General features: G+C 35.4%; 20 protein-coding genes, 2 pseudogenes and 1 riboswitch. Of the genes and pseudogenes, 6 read left to right on the top strand and 16 right to left on the bottom strand.

What is annotated here, in order from left to right:
- Positions 1-5: 5 nt before the first annotated feature.
- Positions 6-1,682: a glycoside hydrolase family 13 protein gene (locus tag Y7E_RS0109675; RefSeq protein WP_017151074.1), complete on the bottom strand. Its 1,677-nt coding sequence runs from the start codon at positions 1,680-1,682 to the stop codon at positions 6-8.
- 266 nt (positions 1,683-1,948) lie between these two features.
- Here Y7E_RS0109675 and Y7E_RS0109670 point away from each other — a divergent pair, with 266 nt between their 5' ends.
- Positions 1,949-3,049, top strand: coding sequence for an ABC transporter ATP-binding protein (locus Y7E_RS0109670; protein WP_017151073.1), 1,101 nt, complete (start codon positions 1,949-1,951; stop codon positions 3,047-3,049).
- A 74-nt stretch (positions 3,050-3,123) separates the two neighbouring features.
- On the opposite strand, the gene Y7E_RS0109665 is transcribed toward Y7E_RS0109670, so the two are convergent.
- From Y7E_RS0109665 to Y7E_RS0109650, 3 genes are all read right to left on the bottom strand, one after another.
- Positions 3,124-3,633 carry an SDR family NAD(P)-dependent oxidoreductase gene (locus Y7E_RS0109665; RefSeq protein ID WP_017151072.1) on the bottom strand — a complete coding sequence of 170 codons (510 nt, stop codon included), beginning with the start codon at positions 3,631-3,633 and terminating at the stop codon, positions 3,124-3,126.
- 65 nt (positions 3,634-3,698) lie between these two features.
- The gene (locus tag Y7E_RS0109660) at positions 3,699-3,839 is read right to left on the bottom strand and encodes a hypothetical protein (RefSeq protein WP_237741362.1); all 141 of its coding nucleotides are present in this window, start codon (positions 3,837-3,839) and stop codon (positions 3,699-3,701) included.
- A gap of 288 nt (positions 3,840-4,127) precedes the next feature.
- Complete coding sequence (locus Y7E_RS0109650) at positions 4,128-4,583, bottom strand: RDD family protein (RefSeq protein WP_017151069.1); 456 nt, start codon at positions 4,581-4,583, stop codon at positions 4,128-4,130.
- 145 nt (positions 4,584-4,728) lie between these two features.
- Between Y7E_RS0109650 and Y7E_RS0109645 the strand changes: the two genes are divergently transcribed.
- On the top strand, positions 4,729-5,166 hold the full coding sequence (locus tag Y7E_RS0109645; protein ID WP_017151068.1) for a DUF3997 domain-containing protein: 438 nt from the start codon (positions 4,729-4,731) through the stop codon (positions 5,164-5,166).
- 33 nt (positions 5,167-5,199) lie between these two features.
- Here the strand turns inward: Y7E_RS0109645 and Y7E_RS0109640 are convergent, their stop codons facing one another.
- The 3 genes from Y7E_RS0109640 to Y7E_RS35010 all read right to left on the bottom strand — a co-directional run bounded on the left by Y7E_RS0109640 (position 5,200) and on the right by Y7E_RS35010 (position 6,553).
- Positions 5,200-5,385, bottom strand: coding sequence for a hypothetical protein (locus Y7E_RS0109640; RefSeq protein ID WP_017151067.1), 186 nt, complete (start codon positions 5,383-5,385; stop codon positions 5,200-5,202).
- 80 nt (positions 5,386-5,465) lie between these two features.
- Positions 5,466-6,218 carry a DUF4352 domain-containing protein gene (locus tag Y7E_RS0109635; RefSeq protein WP_017151066.1) on the bottom strand — a complete coding sequence of 251 codons (753 nt, stop codon included), beginning with the start codon at positions 6,216-6,218 and terminating at the stop codon, positions 5,466-5,468.
- A 200-nt stretch (positions 6,219-6,418) separates the two neighbouring features.
- Positions 6,419-6,553 (bottom strand): DUF4184 family protein, encoded by a 135-nt coding sequence (locus Y7E_RS35010; RefSeq protein WP_390881314.1) that lies wholly within the window; start codon positions 6,551-6,553, stop codon positions 6,419-6,421.
- 509 nt (positions 6,554-7,062) lie between these two features.
- Here Y7E_RS35010 and Y7E_RS0109630 point away from each other — a divergent pair.
- Positions 7,063-7,815, top strand: a complete 753-nt coding sequence (locus Y7E_RS0109630) for an AAA family ATPase (protein ID WP_017151065.1) — start codon at positions 7,063-7,065, stop codon at positions 7,813-7,815.
- A 64-nt stretch (positions 7,816-7,879) separates the two neighbouring features.
- Here the strand turns inward: Y7E_RS0109630 and Y7E_RS0109625 are convergent, their stop codons facing one another.
- The 3 genes from Y7E_RS0109625 to Y7E_RS0109615 all read right to left on the bottom strand — a co-directional run bounded on the left by Y7E_RS0109625 (position 7,880) and on the right by Y7E_RS0109615 (position 10,063).
- Positions 7,880-9,055 (bottom strand): acetyl-CoA C-acetyltransferase, encoded by a 1,176-nt coding sequence (locus Y7E_RS0109625; protein ID WP_017151064.1) that lies wholly within the window; start codon positions 9,053-9,055, stop codon positions 7,880-7,882.
- Between the two features lie 139 nt (positions 9,056-9,194).
- Complete coding sequence (locus tag Y7E_RS0109620) at positions 9,195-9,644, bottom strand: NUDIX hydrolase (RefSeq protein WP_017151063.1); 450 nt, start codon at positions 9,642-9,644, stop codon at positions 9,195-9,197.
- Between the two features lie 125 nt (positions 9,645-9,769).
- Entirely contained in the window at positions 9,770-10,063 is a 294-nt protein-coding gene (locus Y7E_RS0109615) for a DUF3928 family protein (protein ID WP_017151062.1), read from the bottom strand.
- A 446-nt stretch (positions 10,064-10,509) separates the two neighbouring features.
- On the opposite strand from Y7E_RS0109615, the gene Y7E_RS0109610 reads away from it, so the two are divergent.
- Positions 10,510-11,130 carry an ImmA/IrrE family metallo-endopeptidase gene (locus Y7E_RS0109610; protein WP_017151061.1) on the top strand — a complete coding sequence of 207 codons (621 nt, stop codon included), beginning with the start codon at positions 10,510-10,512 and terminating at the stop codon, positions 11,128-11,130.
- A gap of 104 nt (positions 11,131-11,234) precedes the next feature.
- Here the strand turns inward: Y7E_RS0109610 and Y7E_RS34255 are convergent.
- Positions 11,235-11,515 (bottom strand): annotated as a pseudogene (locus Y7E_RS34255) (DUF1129 domain-containing protein); the annotation flags it as partial.
- Positions 11,515-11,847, bottom strand: a complete 333-nt coding sequence (locus Y7E_RS0109600; RefSeq protein WP_017151059.1) for a PadR family transcriptional regulator — start codon at positions 11,845-11,847, stop codon at positions 11,515-11,517. The gene Y7E_RS0109600 and the pseudogene Y7E_RS34255, both read right to left, overlap by 1 nt.
- Positions 11,848-12,043: 196 nt before the next feature.
- On the opposite strand from Y7E_RS0109600, the gene Y7E_RS0109595 reads away from it, so the two are divergent.
- The gene (locus Y7E_RS0109595; RefSeq protein ID WP_017151058.1) at positions 12,044-12,820 is read left to right on the top strand and encodes a 3-hydroxybutyrate dehydrogenase; all 777 of its coding nucleotides are present in this window, start codon (positions 12,044-12,046) and stop codon (positions 12,818-12,820) included.
- A 45-nt stretch (positions 12,821-12,865) separates the two neighbouring features.
- Here Y7E_RS0109595 and Y7E_RS0109590 read toward each other — a convergent pair whose 3' ends face one another.
- The 4 genes and pseudogenes from Y7E_RS0109590 to Y7E_RS0109575 form a co-directional block, all read right to left on the bottom strand.
- Entirely contained in the window at positions 12,866-13,027 is a 162-nt protein-coding gene (locus tag Y7E_RS0109590) for a YvrJ family protein (RefSeq protein ID WP_017151057.1), read from the bottom strand.
- 76 nt (positions 13,028-13,103) lie between these two features.
- Positions 13,104-14,159 carry an S-methyl-5-thioribose-1-phosphate isomerase gene (mtnA, locus tag Y7E_RS0109585; protein WP_017151056.1) on the bottom strand — a complete coding sequence of 352 codons (1,056 nt, stop codon included), beginning with the start codon at positions 14,157-14,159 and terminating at the stop codon, positions 13,104-13,106.
- On the bottom strand, positions 14,156-15,337 hold the full coding sequence (gene mtnK / locus Y7E_RS0109580; RefSeq protein ID WP_017151055.1) for an S-methyl-5-thioribose kinase: 1,182 nt from the start codon (positions 15,335-15,337) through the stop codon (positions 14,156-14,158). The genes mtnA and mtnK overlap by 4 nt, the downstream gene beginning before the upstream one ends.
- A gap of 90 nt (positions 15,338-15,427) precedes the next feature.
- Positions 15,428-15,569, bottom strand: a riboswitch (SAM riboswitch).
- 73 nt (positions 15,570-15,642) lie between these two features.
- Positions 15,643-16,510: pseudogene (locus Y7E_RS0109575) on the bottom strand (carbon-nitrogen family hydrolase).
- 14 nt (positions 16,511-16,524) lie between these two features.
- Here Y7E_RS0109575 and Y7E_RS0109570 point away from each other — a divergent pair.
- Positions 16,525-17,715, top strand: coding sequence for a pyridoxal phosphate-dependent aminotransferase (locus Y7E_RS0109570; protein WP_017151053.1), 1,191 nt, complete (start codon positions 16,525-16,527; stop codon positions 17,713-17,715).
- Positions 17,716-17,744: the final 29 nt, after the last annotated feature.

Here is a 17,744-nt window from a genome sequence, read left to right as displayed (position 1 = left end):
TTTCATTATCTTAATTTATACACTCTCGCTTCATATGGCTGTAAATCAATACTCTCAATTATTTCATCTTGTACATCATAATTGTGTATTAATAATTCTGAACTATTATAGGTTATCTCTTTCGGTATTTTAAATACACACTCATCCTCAGTAAAGTTCGCAATCACCAGTAATTCTTCATCTTCCCATTTTCTTATATAAGCAAAAATAGATGGATGATCCTCTAAAATTAAATCATATGTACCATACACAATGATTTCATGTTTTTTACGAAGCTCAATCAATTTCTTGTAGTAATAAAAAATAGAGTTTGAATCTTGTAATGCTTGTTCTACATTGATTTCTTTATAATTAGGGTTTAATCCAATCCATGGTTTCCCGGTAGTAAATCCAGCATATTCCGTTGCATCCCATTGCATTGGTGTTCTAGCATTATCTCGCCCTTTTATATAAATCGATTGCATTACTTTTTCTTTATCTTCACCACGCTCTATTACTTTTTCGTGGTACATATTCAGCGTTTCAATATCTCGGTACTTATCAATCGAATCAAAGCGAACATTTGTCATCCCAATTTCTTCTCCTTGGTAAATATAAGGAGTCCCTTTCATCATATGAAGTACCGTTGCTAACATTTTCGCTGATTCTATGCGATATGCTTTATCATTACCAAATCGAGAGACAACACGAGGCTGGTCATGATTATTCCAATACAAACTATTCCATCCTGTTTGTTCTAACGCTTTCTGCCATTTTGTTAAGTTCTGCTTTAATGCAAGAAGTGAACATGGCTTTATATCCCACTTTCCTCCCTCTCCAGAATCTAAATCCATATGTTCAAACTGAAATACCATTTGTAATTCTTGACGTTCTTCCGCTGTATAAAGTTTCGCTTCCTCTGTTGTTACACCCGGCATTTCACCAACTGTCATAATATCGTATTTTGACAATACCTTCTGATTCATTTCATGTAAGTACGTGTGAATATTCGGTCCATTCATAAAGTATTGATGGCCTGATACATAACCTTCTTTCTCCGTTTTCACAGTTGGTAATCCCTCTGTTTTAGAAATAAAGTTAATCACATCCATACGAAAACCATCGATGCCTTTTTCAAGCCAAAACTCCATCATCTCATAAACATCTTTTCGCACTACTTCATTATCCCAATTTAAATCTGGTTGCTTTTTAGAGAATAAATGTAAATAATATTCATCTGTCGCTTCATCATACTGCCAAGCGGATCCACTAAAAGCCGCCTCCCAATTATTTGGCTCTTTTCCCTCTTTCCCAGGACGCCAAATATAGTAATCTCGATACGGATTATCTTTTGACTTGCGAGATTCGATAAACCAATTATGTTCATCAGAAGTATGGTTAACAACTAAATCCATCATTAATTTCATATTACGTTTATGCATTTCATTTAATAATTCGTCCCAATCGTTCATTGTTCCAAAATCATCCATAATTTTTCGATAATCACTAATATCATAGCCATTATCATCATTGGGAGATTCATAAACTGGCGATAACCAAATTACATCTATACCTAGTTTCTTTAAATAATCAAGCTTTGCAATAATTCCGCGAAGGTCACCAATCCCATCACCATTACTATCCATAAAACTACGCGGATAAATTTGATATACAACACTTTCTTTCCACCATTGCTTTTCCATCATGTTACCCCATTTCATTTTTAATCAAAAAATCCCAAGGCGCAAACGTTTTCACTAATGAATGATAACAGATTTTAAAAGAAATGAAAACAGCGCTTACATTTATCTAACTTAGTTTAGCTAACTTTCAAAGAAAAAGAGCTGTATTTATTAAACATTTCATCTAATCTATGAAAATGTTTTATTTTTTTATTTATTTTTCAAAAACATTCGTTTATAATGAATTCAAAGAAAACGTTTGCATAATTTTTCTAGGAGGAAAAGTCATGGCAGAACTAAAGTTAGAAAATATTTATAAAATGTATGATAATAACGTAACAGCAGTAACAGACTTCAATTTACACATTCAAGATAAAGAATTTATCGTATTCGTTGGTCCATCTGGATGTGGAAAATCGACGACATTACGAATGGTAGCTGGACTTGAAGATATTTCAAAAGGGGAATTTTCTATTGATGGTAAAGTAATGAATGATGTTCCTCCCAAAGATCGCGATATCGCAATGGTCTTTCAAAACTATGCTCTCTACCCGCATATGAGCGTTTACGATAACATGGCATTTGGATTAAAACTTCGTAAAATCCCAAAAGACGAAATTGATCGCCGTGTAAAAGACGCAGCTCAAATTTTAGGGCTTTCGGAATATTTAAACCGAAAACCAAAAGCATTATCTGGTGGACAGCGCCAACGTGTTGCGTTAGGTCGTGCGATTGTCCGTGACGCAAAAGTTTTCTTAATGGACGAGCCGTTATCAAATCTAGATGCAAAATTACGTGTAGCGATGCGCTCAGAAATTTCTAAACTACATCAAAGACTTGGAACAACAACAATTTATGTAACACATGATCAAACAGAAGCGATGACAATGGCTTCACGCCTTGTCGTTATGAAAGATGGAAAAATCCAACAAATCGGCTCACCAAAAGAAGTTTATGAAACACCTGAAAACATTTTCGTTGGTGGATTTATTGGCTCACCTGCAATGAACTTCTTCCGTGGTAAATTAACCGAACAAGACTTTATTATAGATGATAAAGTAAAGATTAAAGTATCTGAAGGTAAAATGAAATTATTACGTGAACAAGGTTATGTGAATCAAGAAGTTGTACTAGGGATTCGTCCAGAAGATATTCATGATGAACTTTTATTTTTAGAAGCTTCACAAGGGACAACATTTACAACTCAAATTGAAGTTGCCGAACTATTAGGCGCGGAATCTATTTTATATATGAAACTTGGAAATCAAGATTTTGCAGCCCGTGTTGATGCAAGACATACCTTTACACACGGTGATCAAATTAAACTTGCATTTGATATGAATAAAGCACATTTCTTTGATAGTAAAACCGAAAACCGTATTCGCTAAAATAGCACTTTTCTTTGTATTATGCAAATACAAAAAAAACCGTCCACATATGTATTTTGGGCGGTTCTCTACTATTATATTAGGGTTCCTACTGTATGAAATGACTGTTCTTTTGCACTGATAATACCAAAAATAGGTAAGTCAGTTAACGTTACTTCTTCTTGCTGTTTCATAAAAGATGATGTCAATTGTTTTATTTCTATCCAAACATCATTAATACAAAGTACATTGGAATCGTTCTCTTGTTGACGTGAGAAAATAGAATCTATTTTATATAAGCCAGCATTATTAAAGAGCACATCAATACGATTATAAGCATCAATAGCTACTTCAATGACATGTTGCCAATCGCCTTGTTTCGCCATATCATGGGTAACAAAAAGTGCCTCTCCACCTAAATCTACAATTTCTTCTGCTGTTGCTTGTCCATTTTCCTTATCAATATCTGTCACAATTACTTTTGCACCTTGTTCTGCCAACAAAAGAGCTGTACTACGTCCAATACCGATGCCACCGCCAGTTACAACGGCAACTTTTCCTGCAAGCTTCATCGTCATTACCCCTTCTGTAAGTCTTACCGTCATTCAGTATACTCCTTTCGCCTGTAGCTCTGCAAGCAGGAAAAGCCAATATCATCATTTGTAAACGTTTACTTATTTGTTTTCTCTTTTTTCTTACTATTGTATTGATCAAAAGCTAGACCGACAAAAATAAGTATCCCCCAAAAAATTAAGCTACTTTCTGTCATTTCGATCTCCCCTTTGTTATATAACAAACTTGTTTCATTCATTGTATCATTTTCTTAATTTTCAATCTAACAAAACAAAAAATAGGATGTGTTAAAAAGTTTGCTTTTGCTTACTTTCTAACACATCCTACATCAATATGGATATACTCTATAGGAGATGTCCACCCTATATGAACTTCATTATACCAATTTAACTTATCGAATTTTGCAAAAAAATAAAGGTACATATATTTTTTTAATAAGTCCTAAATCCCCCCCTTTTTGAATAATATATTGCTATTCAAAAAGGGGTACAAAATATAACTCTTTATCGTTCTATCATACTATTCTTTAGACAAGACTCATCACTTTCGTTTTCATAATTAAATCATGGAAACCACAATTATCTTTACGGAACAACATCATATACACATTACAAATAGATGGAATTCCTAGTAGCAATATGTTTGGTAATAACAATACAAAGAACCGTACTGTTAGCGTTTGAATTGTTAACTTTTCATTTGTTAATGATATAAGTTTTGTTCGTGTAATCTTTTTACCAATTGTACAGCCGTTCCATATAAATGGAACAAAAATAAAATAGATTGCCATTAATATAAAAACAAGCGTAAGATCATATCGGTAATCACCTAAGCTTATATTAAAACGATTGAAAATGGCCCCATAATTTCCCGTTACAATTGCCACAACCGCACCATACATAACCGAGATGAAAAACATATCAATAATGGAGGCACCTATGCGATTCATTACCACCGCTGGACGATGCATCTTTAACTTCATTTTATGTCGACTCCTTTGCATCCTTCTTTACCAGCTTCATCGTACCATTTCTAAAAACCATTGTAAATAACTCATATATTGGCGTTTCTTTTTCTTTTCTTGTACAATATGTTTACAACAAGCATTTTTTAAGGAGGGCCTCATATTGAAGCGATTGATGACCGTAATTACTATTATATTGCTGACTGGTTGCGCAGCAAACTCTAGCCATTCAGCTTACACCATCAATGATGAATATGAACTAATAAATACTTCCGGAAATGCATTTGAACTTTTTCCAAAACAAGACGCTGTATACGCTACCCAACATGTACCAGCTAAAATTGTAGAAATTGCCTGGGACGATATATATATTATTGCAAAACAAATTGAAGAAAAATCTGACCCTAATAACCCAGAATCTAGCATTACAAACAAACAGAGCGAACATTACTGGATTATTGATATGAACAACAATCGCCGTTTTGGTCCTTATAACGAAAAACAATTTCAGGAACAAAAGGAAGCATTTCGAATTTCTAAACAATTACAAACCGTAGAAGTTTATTTAAACGAGCAAAACAAGCAGTCCGCAAACACCTAAAAATGGCTGTTTGTTTCAAGAACCAAAACTTTTTCAGTCCATCTGTTGATTTTGATAACTTGGATGCTCCTCTTTTATTGTGATAACAGTACCGCATTTTTTACAAATTTCTACCTCTGCGACTGTTTGTGCAAATAAAGTAAGATAGTTTTTTTGATTTGGTGCTATCGTTGCTTTTTCTATCTCTTTACTACCGCATTCGTAACATCTTTTTTCCATTTTTCTTCCCCCTTTGCACTTTATAATACATTCGCTTTGATTTGACAAATTTCCTGTTCATTTTCTATACAAAAAACATCTCACTTAGACAGTGAGATGTTAAATGTTTGTGGTTCTACAACAGTTTCATGTGTATCACCCGTTGCAAGAACATCTGTTGTAAATGCGATTTGAGTAACCTCTTTTTTCTCATCCTCGAGTATTAATCCAATTATTCCTTCCCTTGTCTCGCCTGGTTTATACTCTTCACTTGTAACACTTTTTGTACCTACAAGCGTATCCTCTTCATATAAGAAGTTTTGTTTTGGGACATTAAATTGCTGTGTTCCATTAATCGTAACATCATTCATAGAGAAAAACTGTATGTCTTTATCCCCACTATTTTCTACCTTATATGTAATTTCGACATAACGTACTTTATCTTCAATGTCTTTTCCACTTAACGAAGCGTACAACTCAGCATCTTCTCGATTAACTTTATCACCAAGTCTGCGTTGCACTTCTTCTGGACTTAATGCTGTATATACCTTTAATGTATCTTTTGCATCTTGACTCATTTGTGATAATGCGATGACCTTTACATCTTGCACATGAATTTTCATTGGTGCTACTTCAAACGTTTGATTCACATGTTTTAGTTGCTCTAATTTAAATGTTCCCCATCCTTTTTCTTTTACAGCCTGTCCAACCTTCTTTAATTCCTTGCCACCATATTCAGTCGTCTCTGGAATTGATTCTTTCTTCTTAACTTCTTTTTTTTCTTCCTTATGGAAGCAACCACTTAGTATAATGAGAAAACTACATAAAATACAAATACTTTTCCATATTTTCATCTTCTTATTACTCCTAACACTCTCATTCATAATTAACTAGATTATTCCCTTATTTTATATACTGCTAAAACAGTGAATATACCACAAAAAACACTTGTAAGTCCAGATACTATTATACTCCCTATTTGTAAAATTTAGAAATACAGATCTAACAATGCATGTGCAGTAAACACGCGAAGCGCTGTAATCATTGACCATCCCTAGTATTTCCTTTTCTCTCTTACTGAAATCATATCTACTTTTGATTGAGAATCTCTATATTTCAAAAGAACAAATATAATGACTACAAAGCCAAGACATGTACTCCCATGCTGCATAAATTTATATATTGATATCGAATAAATACAAAGGTAGACTCATAACAAAGAGAGGAACGAGTCAGACCCCCTTTTGTTCTTCGTAGCAGCGACTTATATGTTGAAAAGTCAAAATAGATTTATATAGAATACAATCTATCATAACGATAGCATTGCTTTATATGCAATACTTATTTTGACATTGGAATATCTACACTTTAAATGATATAATTTAAATGTAATTTTCAGGAAAAAGAGGTGATGTAATGTTGCCACTCATACTCGTATTTCTCCTTATTCTATTAGGACTTTTTATAACCACGTATATGGGCTTTTTCTATGGAAACATATAAAAATAGTAAAGCATATTCCAAATCTACTAGGTTTTATGGCTACTATACTGATTTTTATTATAAAAAGAAACACCTATGTCTGGGAAGGACTAGATTTCCCGGCTTTACAATTTGTCATTTTATTTGCAAGTTGTCTGATTTTTGTGCTTACTGCTATATTAGAAACAAAATCTTCAACGAATTGAGGTATATATTTTGAATGAGTATACAACCTTTCTAAAGAACGTCTCCTTACAAAAAGAACATATCCCTAATTTTTCCGTCTATCCATATTGCTTACCCGCTATCCGAACATTACAATCACTAGATTTTCATCCAAATGTAACATTTATAATCGGAGAAAACGGAACTGGTAAATCAACATTGTTAGAAGCAATTGCTGTCGCTTTAGGATTTAACGCGGAAGGTGGGACAAAAAATTTCCGTTTCACTACACATGATTCCCATTCATCTTTACATAAGTATATTCGCGTAGCAAAAAACGTCGCGACACCAAAAGATGGGTTCTTTCTACGAGCAGAATCATTTTATAATGTTGCTTCTTATATCGATGAAATTGATTCTGAACCATTAGGGGGAGGCAAGGTTATTGATTCATATGGTGGTATATCCTTACATGATCAATCACATGGAGAATCATTCTTTTCCTTATTTATGAATCGTTTTTCAGGACAAAGCTTATATATTTTAGACGAGCCTGAAGCAGCCTTATCTCCAATGAGACAGCTTTCTATGCTCATTCGGATGCATGAATTAGCAGAGCAAGGATCACAATTCATTATCGCAACTCACTCTCCTATTTTGATGGCTTATCCAGAGTCCAGTATATATTCTTTCTCACAAGAAGGAATCACTGAAGCAACGCTAGAAGAAACTGAGCATTATCAAACGATGAAACTCTTTTTCGAGAATCGTGCTCGCTTGTTTCATCATTTGTTCCAATCATAAAGTGAAACGTAATATTGCTCGTTGATAGCAAAAAAGAAGAAGCAGCTCGCTGCTTCTTCTTTTTTTATAGTGCTTCTACAAATAGTGCTACTCCAATGCCACCACCGACACAAAGAGAAGCAATCCCTTTTTCTAAACCTCGTCTTTTTAATTCGTGAATTAAACTTACTGTAATACGTGCTCCTGTGCAGCCAATTGGATGTCCAAGGCCAACACCACTTCCGTTGACGTTTACTTTCTCACGGTTTAATCCAAGTTCCTTCTCAACTGCTAAATATTGTGCCGCAAAAGCTTCGTTAATTTCTAATAAATCAGCATCTTCTAATGACCAATTTACTTTCTCTAATCCTTTACGAATTGCTGGTGCTGGACCAATTCCCATAATCTTTGGATCTACTCCAGCTACAGAATAGCCAACAATTCTAGCTAATGGTTGTAAACCTTTCTCCTTAGCTTTTTCTTCACTCATTAATACTAAAACCGCACTTCCATCATTAATACCGGATGCATTCCCTGCCGTTACGGATCCACCTTTACGAAATGCTGGTTTTAGCCCCGCCAATTTTTCGGCTGTAATATCTGTACGTGGATGTTCATCTTTTGAAAATACTACTTCTTTTCTACGTTCTTTTATTGTAATAGGAACAATTTGTTCATCAAAATAACCTGATTCAATTGCCTGAATCGCTAATTGATGGCTACGCAGTGCAACTTCATCTTGTTCCTCTCTTGTAATTTCATATTGTTCAACTAAATTTTCAGCTGTTTCTCCCATCATAATATGATGGATCGGATCTTCTAAAACTTCCCACACCGTATCACGAATTTCTCCATGCTGAAGACGCTGCCCCCATCGGTGCTGTTTTAATGCATAAGGGCTTGAGCTCATCGCTTCTACTCCACCTGCAACAACAACATCACTTACACCTAACTGAATTTGCATTGCTGCTGACATAATCGCTTGCATACCTGAAGAACATTGACGCTGAATTGTATAACCTGTAACTGTTTCTGGAAATCCTGCTGCTAATGCAGCTGTTCGCGCTGTATTTGCTTCATCTGTTCTTTGAATACAGTGTCCTAAAATGACTTCATCCACTTCATGAGGATCTACTCCGCCTCTTTTGACAGCTTCTTGAAGTACAGGAACAGCTAATTCTACTGGCGTTACATTTTTTAGCGCTCCTCCAAAAGTTCCAATTGGCGAACGAACTGCAGCTGTAATGACAACATTATGCATCTTGCACTTGCCCCTCTCTTATGTACCCTAGTAAATTTTTGGATGGAATAGCATAAGATGTATATCTAAACTTATCATACTACAAACATACTAAAAAATCAAAATATTTAATATAATAAAAATAGAGGAAATTAACCCTCTATTCTGTTAATGCGTATAAAAATTTTTGTAAAATTCTCTCTGTTGTTTTATTTAAACTCGGTAACTTTTCAGCAGGAAAATACTTGAGATCCAGTCCTTCTTCATCAAGCTCTATTTCTCCATTCACGTGATGCGCTTGGTATAGATGAATCACATTATAAATTTCATCCCCATTTGGGTAGCAATAATATACATCTTTCCCAGAAAGAACACCAAGAAACTGCAACGTCTTTGCTTCTAATCCTGTTTCTTCAAAAAGCTCTCGCCGAGCCGTTTCTTCCGTTGTTTCACCTAACTCCATTGCACCACCTGGTACACCCCAATCATATGTATCCGAACGGTATTGAAGCAATACTTCTTGTTTTTCATTTAAAATAATTACTGCTGATCCTACAAGAATTAACGGCCTTGTACCGACTGATTTTCGTAACTCTTCGATATACCCCATCGTATAAACTCTCCTCTCCTTATCTCTCCTTCCTTATCATAGCAAAATTTCTTCTTTTTTTGTGCCATGTAAAAAAATATTCCTACTAGCAAAAAAAGGGAGCATTCGCTCCCTTTTCATTACTTTTATTTTCGAAAACTTTCATATTTAACTGCTTCAAATGCCTTTTCAATCTCTTCATTTCGATAATGAACATATGTAAAACGCCCTAATTCTACTAATCGAGCAATTTCCTGTAATACTTTTTGCTTTTCATATGTCTCTTCAATCGTTACATGTACATAAAATTTCATAAGTGGATGTTCATATAAAGCTTCTCCAACCTCCACATGCACATTCTCTACCCCTTGAACCACTCTTACATAACTTGCAAACTGATAAACAGCCTCTCGATCTGACACAATTTTTAATGTGTACATAAATTCTCCCCCTTTTCTTTTACTATAGCAGAAAAGACTATATACAACTTTATCCAACTATGAATATTTTCTGACTTCTTTAGTTCATTTTTATATTCACATTGTTCATTAATCTATATTCTTCTTCTCAGTTAAAAACACAGCTATTAATAAACAAGTTACGCCGAATAATACTCCTGTAATTACTGCGTTTTCTATTATGCTATTACAAGCAAGCCCACTACTAAAACATAATGCTGCTAAAAAACGAAACAGGTGAGCTTTTGTTTGAATCCCTTCATTTATGTACCTTCTCTCAATCCGAATAAATTATAATATAAATATATAAAGTTTTTTGTAAATTCCAACTTTTTAAAATAAACCCATTTATAGGATTTATATCCATACATATCACTTTCCCGTCACATAGTATATCAATAAACTGTTTTCCATTTGAGGTGTTTCTAATGGATCCATACGTAAATATATGTATTTGCATTGCCCCAGGCTCCGATATTACAGACGACCGTATCACCAAAGACTTAGCAGTTGCTGAATCAATATGGAAGCCAATTTCATTTCAAATTAAAGATGTCATTATACTAAAGGAATCATTTAGATTTCACGATGGTGAAATTAGTTATATTGATTCTATCCAAAACCAACCAAAAGTTTCTTCTTTTTTTAACACCTGCTCATCACAAGTTCCAAATTGTGATATTTATATTTGTTACATTGGAAGTAATTATTTTAAAGAGCAGTCCGTAATTGCATGTGCCTATTCATTGGTTATTAACCAAATCCTCACAGGTTATATCATTCTTACTAATGCTGCTTCTCCTATGAAAAACATATATACACTTGCTCATGAAATAGGACATATTTTATTTACAAGGCGTATTAACGGAAAACTGACCCATGCAGATCCACATTCTCCAACTGGATCTGAACACCATCCTTCTTCAAGTAATCTCATGCACCCAATTGTTCCTCGTCCTGACAGAGTCCAAATTGAGTCGTTATTAACAAAAGAGCAGAAGCACCTTGCTTTACAAAGCCCATTATTAAACAGAAAAAACAGTAACTAAAATTGTTACTGTTTAAAGTGTTTTATTCCAATCTGATTATAAGGAATATTGCATCACAAATAGAAAAGTATTCTCCCTATATCCTCTTATCATACTTCTTTGGAAATGCTTTTTATCATCGTAAATGCTACCACATTCACAATTAAATAAATCAACCAGCTATAATTCCCCTTTTATCTACTTCCATTTCACTTGCAAGCTGTTTTGCATATTCTTTCGGTGAGCTTCCAAAAATATCTTGCACGCTTTTCCCTTCATTCTCGCCTTCCATTAAATGTAGTTCAGCGTCCTCTAAAAAACTCTCAACATCACTTTCTTTTATACCTTTTGCTGTTAAAAACACTCTCATATTCAATAAGAAACTTCTTGCTTCAGTAGATAGCATTATCTTCGTCTCCCCTTCCCTTTCAACAGACGTTCTACACTACTTTGCATCACTTCCCAACGATCCATAAACTCATCTAACGCATCTTCGCCTTTTTCTGTTAATGTATAATATTTCCGCTTTGGACCAGATGGAGACTCCTTCATTGTACTTGTTATTAGTCCTTCCTTTTGCATCCGTATTAATAACGGATAAATACTTCCTTCACTTGCCATTGTGAAACCATACTTAGCTAACTTTTCACTCATTTCATAGCCATATATTTCGCCTTCAGAAATGATGGCAAGGAGACATCCTTCTAAAATCCCTTTCAGCATTTGACTTGTCGACATAATTCAAATCCTCCCTCTATCTTGTTTTACAAGATAGATAAGCATAAGTATCTTGCTATACAAAATAGTATAGCAAAAGCTATTTTGTAAAACAAGATAGCCCAGTATATTTTTCCAAATCTTTGCAGGATTTTCATTGCATTCCCTCTAAATAGAGCAATAAGACAAATCTTATATATAAGGGAGTGCTCTCATCATGGTTTCAAATCGTGTCGTCTTTTTAACAGGTGCTGCAAGTGGAATTGGTTATGAAATGGGAAATGCTTTTGCAAAAAAAGGAGCGAAAGTGGTGATTAGTGATCGCCTTGAAGATCGTGCGAAGGAAGCTGCCAAGCAGTTACGCAGGGAAGGCTATGAGGCAATAGGCCTAAGATGTGATGTTACATCTGAGCAAGAAATATCCGAAGCAATTTCTGAAACTGTTACAAAATTTGGCTCACTTGATGTATTAATTAATAACGCTGGTATGCAACACGTCTCACCAATTGAAGAATTCCCAACCGATAAGTTTGAACTTCTTATTAAAATTATGCAAATTGCACCTTTTATCGCAATAAAACATGCTTTTCCAATTATGAAAAAGCAAAAGTATGGACGCATTATTAATGTTGCCTCTATTAATGGACTTGTCGGCTTCGCAGGAAAAGCTGCCTATAATAGTGCGAAACATGGTGTAATTGGTTTAACAAAGGTTGCCGCTTTAGAGGGAGCTACACATGGGATTACAGTAAATGCGCTCTGCCCCGGCTATGTTGATACACCGCTTGTTCGAGACCAACTCCAAGATTTAGCAACAACAAGAAATGTTCCACTAGAGCGTGTATTAGAGGACGTTATTTATCCACTCGTACCACAAAAACGATTACTAGCTGTAGAAGAAATTGCTAATTATGCTTTATTTTTAGCAAGCGAGAAAACAAAAGGAATAACTGGTCAGGCTGTTGTCATTGATGGTGGCTATACAGCACAATAATCTTTTAAAAAGGCTTATGCTTCTTGAAAACATAAGCCTTTTTCTTCACTTCGTTTCATGCGGAGCTTCATATCTTGTCATCTGTTGTGGTAATTTTTCAATCGCAACAATTACACCATCTAATTTACTTTCAATACGATGCAGTAAATATAACGTCACAACGATTGGAAATCCAACATTACCGATCATAGATATCCATTCCTCCATCTATTTCCCCTCCTTTCTTTTAAATAAATAAGCAAAAGAAAGGAAATCGGGCAGTAAAAAAACAAGCTACTACATATTAGCTTGTTTTCTTAAATAATGAAGCAACCTCTACTGCATAATCCCCTTGTAGAATTCCCTTTTCAGTAATAATTCCAGTAATCAGATCATGAGGAGTTACATCAAATGCAGGATTATAAACACCCACGCCCTCTGGAGCAATTTGTTTTCCAAAAACCTTTGTAACTTCAGATTCATCGCGTTCTTCAATCACAATTTCAGCCCCCGTTTTTTTCGTAATATCAAATGTAGAAAGAGGAGCAGCAACATAGAAAGGAATATGAAAATACTTTGCTAATATAGCTAAATTCAAGGTCCCTATTTTATTTGCAGTATCACCGTTAGCTACAATTCGATCAGCACCCACAATAATAGCAGCAATATTTTTTGTTCGAATCGCTTGGGCTGCCATATTGTCTGTAATGAGCGTTACATCAATACCAGCTTGTTGCAATTCCCATGCAGTAAGACGTGCTCCTTGCAAAACAGGTCTTGTTTCACATGCATAAGCGTGTAAATTCAGCCCACGCTCTTTTCCAATATAAAATGGGGCTAGTGCTGTTCCGTAACGGGCAGTAGCTATACTTCCAGCATTACAAATCGTCAAAACACGGTCACCATCTTTAAACTTAGTTAAAGCATGCTCCCCAATACTACGGCATACATTTTCATCTTCCTGCTGAATTTTGAGCGCCTCTTCCTCTAGTATTTTTCTTGCTTCTTTAATTGTTGTTGCTTTCTTAATAGCGATACTCATACGATCAATTGCCCAAAATAAATTAACAGCTGTCGGACGTGAGGTTGCTAAATAATTACAATCTCTTTTAAAATTTTTTTCAAAGTCAGTGATATTCGTAACACTATATTTTTTTGCTGCAAGTGCTAAACCAAAAGCCGCCGTAATACCAATTGCAGGTGCTCCGCGCACTTCTAACATCACAATACTTTTCCACACATCTTCAATAGTTGTTAATGTTTTATATTCTACAACATGCGGTAATCTCGTTTGATTTAATAACGCAATAGAATCTCCCTTCCAGCTTATGGAGCGCGGAACGGCAACTATCGTACTCATGCTTTTACCTCCCCTGATACAATATATTGAAATAATGTTTGGAATAAACGGATATCCGCACTTATCGTTTTATGTAACAATAATTCTCGCCCTAAATATAATGCATGTTTTTTAGCTTGAATTCTTCGATTCTCATCCTTAATTCCATCTAGATCTGCCACATGTGCCAATCCAATTGTTCGACGAATGATCTCGCAACCAGTAAAACCAACTGCATCACTAAAAATATTTTGCAGTACAAGTGCTAACCATTGTTTCTCTTTCGTATATGCTTCTACGCCTTCTAGTAACCATAACTTTGTAAATACTTCGACGAAACTATTCCATGTTTTTTCAATATGATAGAATAAGATATTTCGTTTCTCTTCTTCTCTTGATAACGCATTTAATAATAGATTTGCTATGAATTGACCTAGATCAAATCCTAATGGACCATATGTTGCAAATTCCGGATCAATTACCTTCGTTTCCGAAGATGATGAAAAAATACTACCTGTATGTAAATCTCCATGAATTAATGCTTCTTTTCTCGTTAAAAATTTATATTTATACTGCGCTACCTGTAACTTCAATTTCTTATCACACCAAAGTTCGTCTAATACAGGCTGCAATTCTTTCTCATAATCGTTTGTATCATAATTTCCAAACGGATCTGTAAACACAAGATCTTCTGTAATTTTGCAAAGATCAGGATTGACAAACTTTCCATCTAACACCCTTTTCTCTTCTGCTAATAGACCAAAATCTGAAGTATAAAAAAGAACGTATGCTAAAAAGCGGCCAATATGCCCAGATAAAAGCGGATAGTCTTCCCCTTCAATCAATCCTTTACGAGTAATTGTAAGAGCTGATAAATCTTCCATTACTGTCACAGCTAATTCTTCATCATGACCATATACTTTCGGAACATATTCTGGGACATATTTTGCAAAAACTTGCAATGCTTGACTTTCAATGGTGGCTCTTCTTAACGAAAGTGGCCAGCTTTCTCCAACGACTTTTGCATATGGAAGAGCTTGTTTTACAATGATACCGCGTTCCCCATCATGAAGCTGGAATACATAATTTAAATTTCCATCTCCTATTTCATAACAAGTTACCTTTGCATTTTCCTCAAAATATCCATGCTCTTTTACATACTGAACTGCTGTTTCTTCTGTTAATGAACGATATCCCATTTTCTTATCCCCCTTTTTTAATTCAGAGGTTTTTCATCATAAGAAAAACCTCTTTACATGAAGAAAGAGGTTTGAAGTTTAGCTTCTCCCCTCTTATCTGTCAGAAAGCTATCCTTTCTGCTGGAATTAGCACCGTGCCTTTTTGGCGCATAAGCGCCCCATCTCACAATGGTATTACGGTCGGTTGCTGGGTTTCATCGGGCCAAATCCCTCCACCTGCTCTTGATAAGAGTTATAAAATTTATTTGAATTTTTAACTTTCTGCTACAGACTATAACAAGAATAAAAATCATTTGTCAACATTTTTATTTATACAATTCTGGACGTCGATCAGCAAAAACAGGAATTCCCTTACGTACTTCCTTAATTTTTTCTAAGTTTAGCTTCCCATGTAAAATCGATTCTTCTTCTCCTGCTTCTGCTACAATTTCTCCCCATGGATCAACAATAAGAGAGTGTCCAGCAAACACATTATTTGGATCCTCTCCTGCTCTATTACATGCAACCACATAACATTGATTTTCAACCGCTCTCGCTTGAAGAAGTAAACGCCAATGAGCTAAGCGAACAAGCGGCCACTCTGCTACAACGAATAATACATTTACCCCTCTTACAGTATGAACACGCATCCATTCTGGAAAACGAATATCGTAACAAATCACACCACCGCACTGCACACCATCCAATGTAAATTCTCCTGTTTCATCACCTGCTATTAAATAGTTATGTTCATTCATCAACTGGAATAAATGAACTTTACTATACTCATTTTGCAGTTTCCCCTCACGATTCACTGTATACATCGTATTCGTAACACCATGCTTTGTTTGCTTCGCAATAGAACCACCAACAATATTCACACCATATTGCTGTGCCCATTCTGAAAGAAGCTGCTTTGTTTGAATCCCCTCCCCGTCTGCAATTTCCGGCAGTCTTTCTAGGTCATAACCAGTCGTCCAAAGTTCTGGTAATACGATAACGTCCGGCTTTCCTTGCATCGCTTCTCCTATTTTTTTCTTTGCATTTTCAATATTTGTGTTCACATCACCAAAAGCAATATCCATTTGAATACATGCGACTCTCATTTTATCCGCCCCATTTTCAATTATTTTTTTCTTTACAAAAACTTGGAAAGGTTATATTATTTGTCACTAGAATTGTAACAACTTTCAAAAGAGGTGGAAAGTATGAAACATTTTCAACCTTCCGAGATTGTAACATCATTACCAACACAGTTTTTCGCTTCACTTGTTGCAAAAGTTAACAAAGTAGTTGAAGCAGGTCACGATGTTATCAATCTAGGACAAGGCAACCCAGATCAACCAACACCGCCGCATATCGTAACAGCTTTACAACGTGCAGCAGAAAAAGCAGTTCACCATAAATATCCGCCATTTCGCGGACATGAAAGCTTAAAAAAAGCCGTTGCGACGTTCTATGAACGTGAATACGGAGTCAAAGTAAACCCTAAAACAGAAGTTGCTATTTTATTTGGTGGTAAAGCAGGGCTGGTTGAATTACCGCTTTGTTTTACAAACCCTGGTGATACAATTCTTGTACCTGACCCAGGATATCCTGACTATTTATCAGGTGTCGCTTTAGCAAAAGCACAATTTGAGACGATGCCATTGTTAGCAGAAAATAATTTTTTACCAGATTACAATAAAATCAATGATTCTATTGCCAAACAAGCAAAATTGATGTTTTTAAATTATCCTAACAATCCAACTGGTGCTGTCGCATCAAAAGAGTTCTTTGAAGAAACAATTACATTTGCAAATGAAAACGATATTTTAGTGGTTCACGACTTTGCCTATGGAGCAATTGGCTTTGATGGTAACAAACCAACTAGCTTCTTACAAGCAAACGGTGCCAAAGATGTTGGTATTGAAATTTATACACTATCAAAAACATTTAATATGGCTGGTTGGCGCATCGCCTTTGCTGTCGGTAACGAAAGTGTAATTGAAACGATCAATTTACTACAAGATCATATGTATGTCAGCATTTTTGGTGCTGTGCAAGAGGCGGCTCGCGAGGCACTATTAAGTTCACAATCTTGTGTAAATGAATTGGTTGAACGCTATGAAGCACGGAGAAATGTACTCATTACAGCTTGCCGTTCGATCGGCTGGGATGTTGTCGCACCAAATGGATCATTTTTTGCATGGCTTCCCGTTCCTGATGGTTATACATCGGAGCAATTTACTGACTTATTGTTAGAACAAGCACATGTAGCAGTTGCACCTGGAGTCGGATTCGGCAAACATGGTGAAGGCTACGTTCGCATCGGGTTATTACATACAGAAGAACGATTACAGGAAGCTATTCAACGAATCCAGAAATTAAAAATTTTCAAAAAGCCATTGACATCCTAAAAAAACTCTGTCAAAATTCAGATATCAAA

Source organism: Bacillus bingmayongensis, assembly GCF_000299035.1.
GTDB lineage: Bacteria > Bacillota > Bacilli > Bacillales > Bacillaceae_G > Bacillus_A > Bacillus_A bingmayongensis.
Note: the sequence above shows the minus strand (reverse complement) of the source record. Positions and strands in the feature narration are given on the sequence as shown.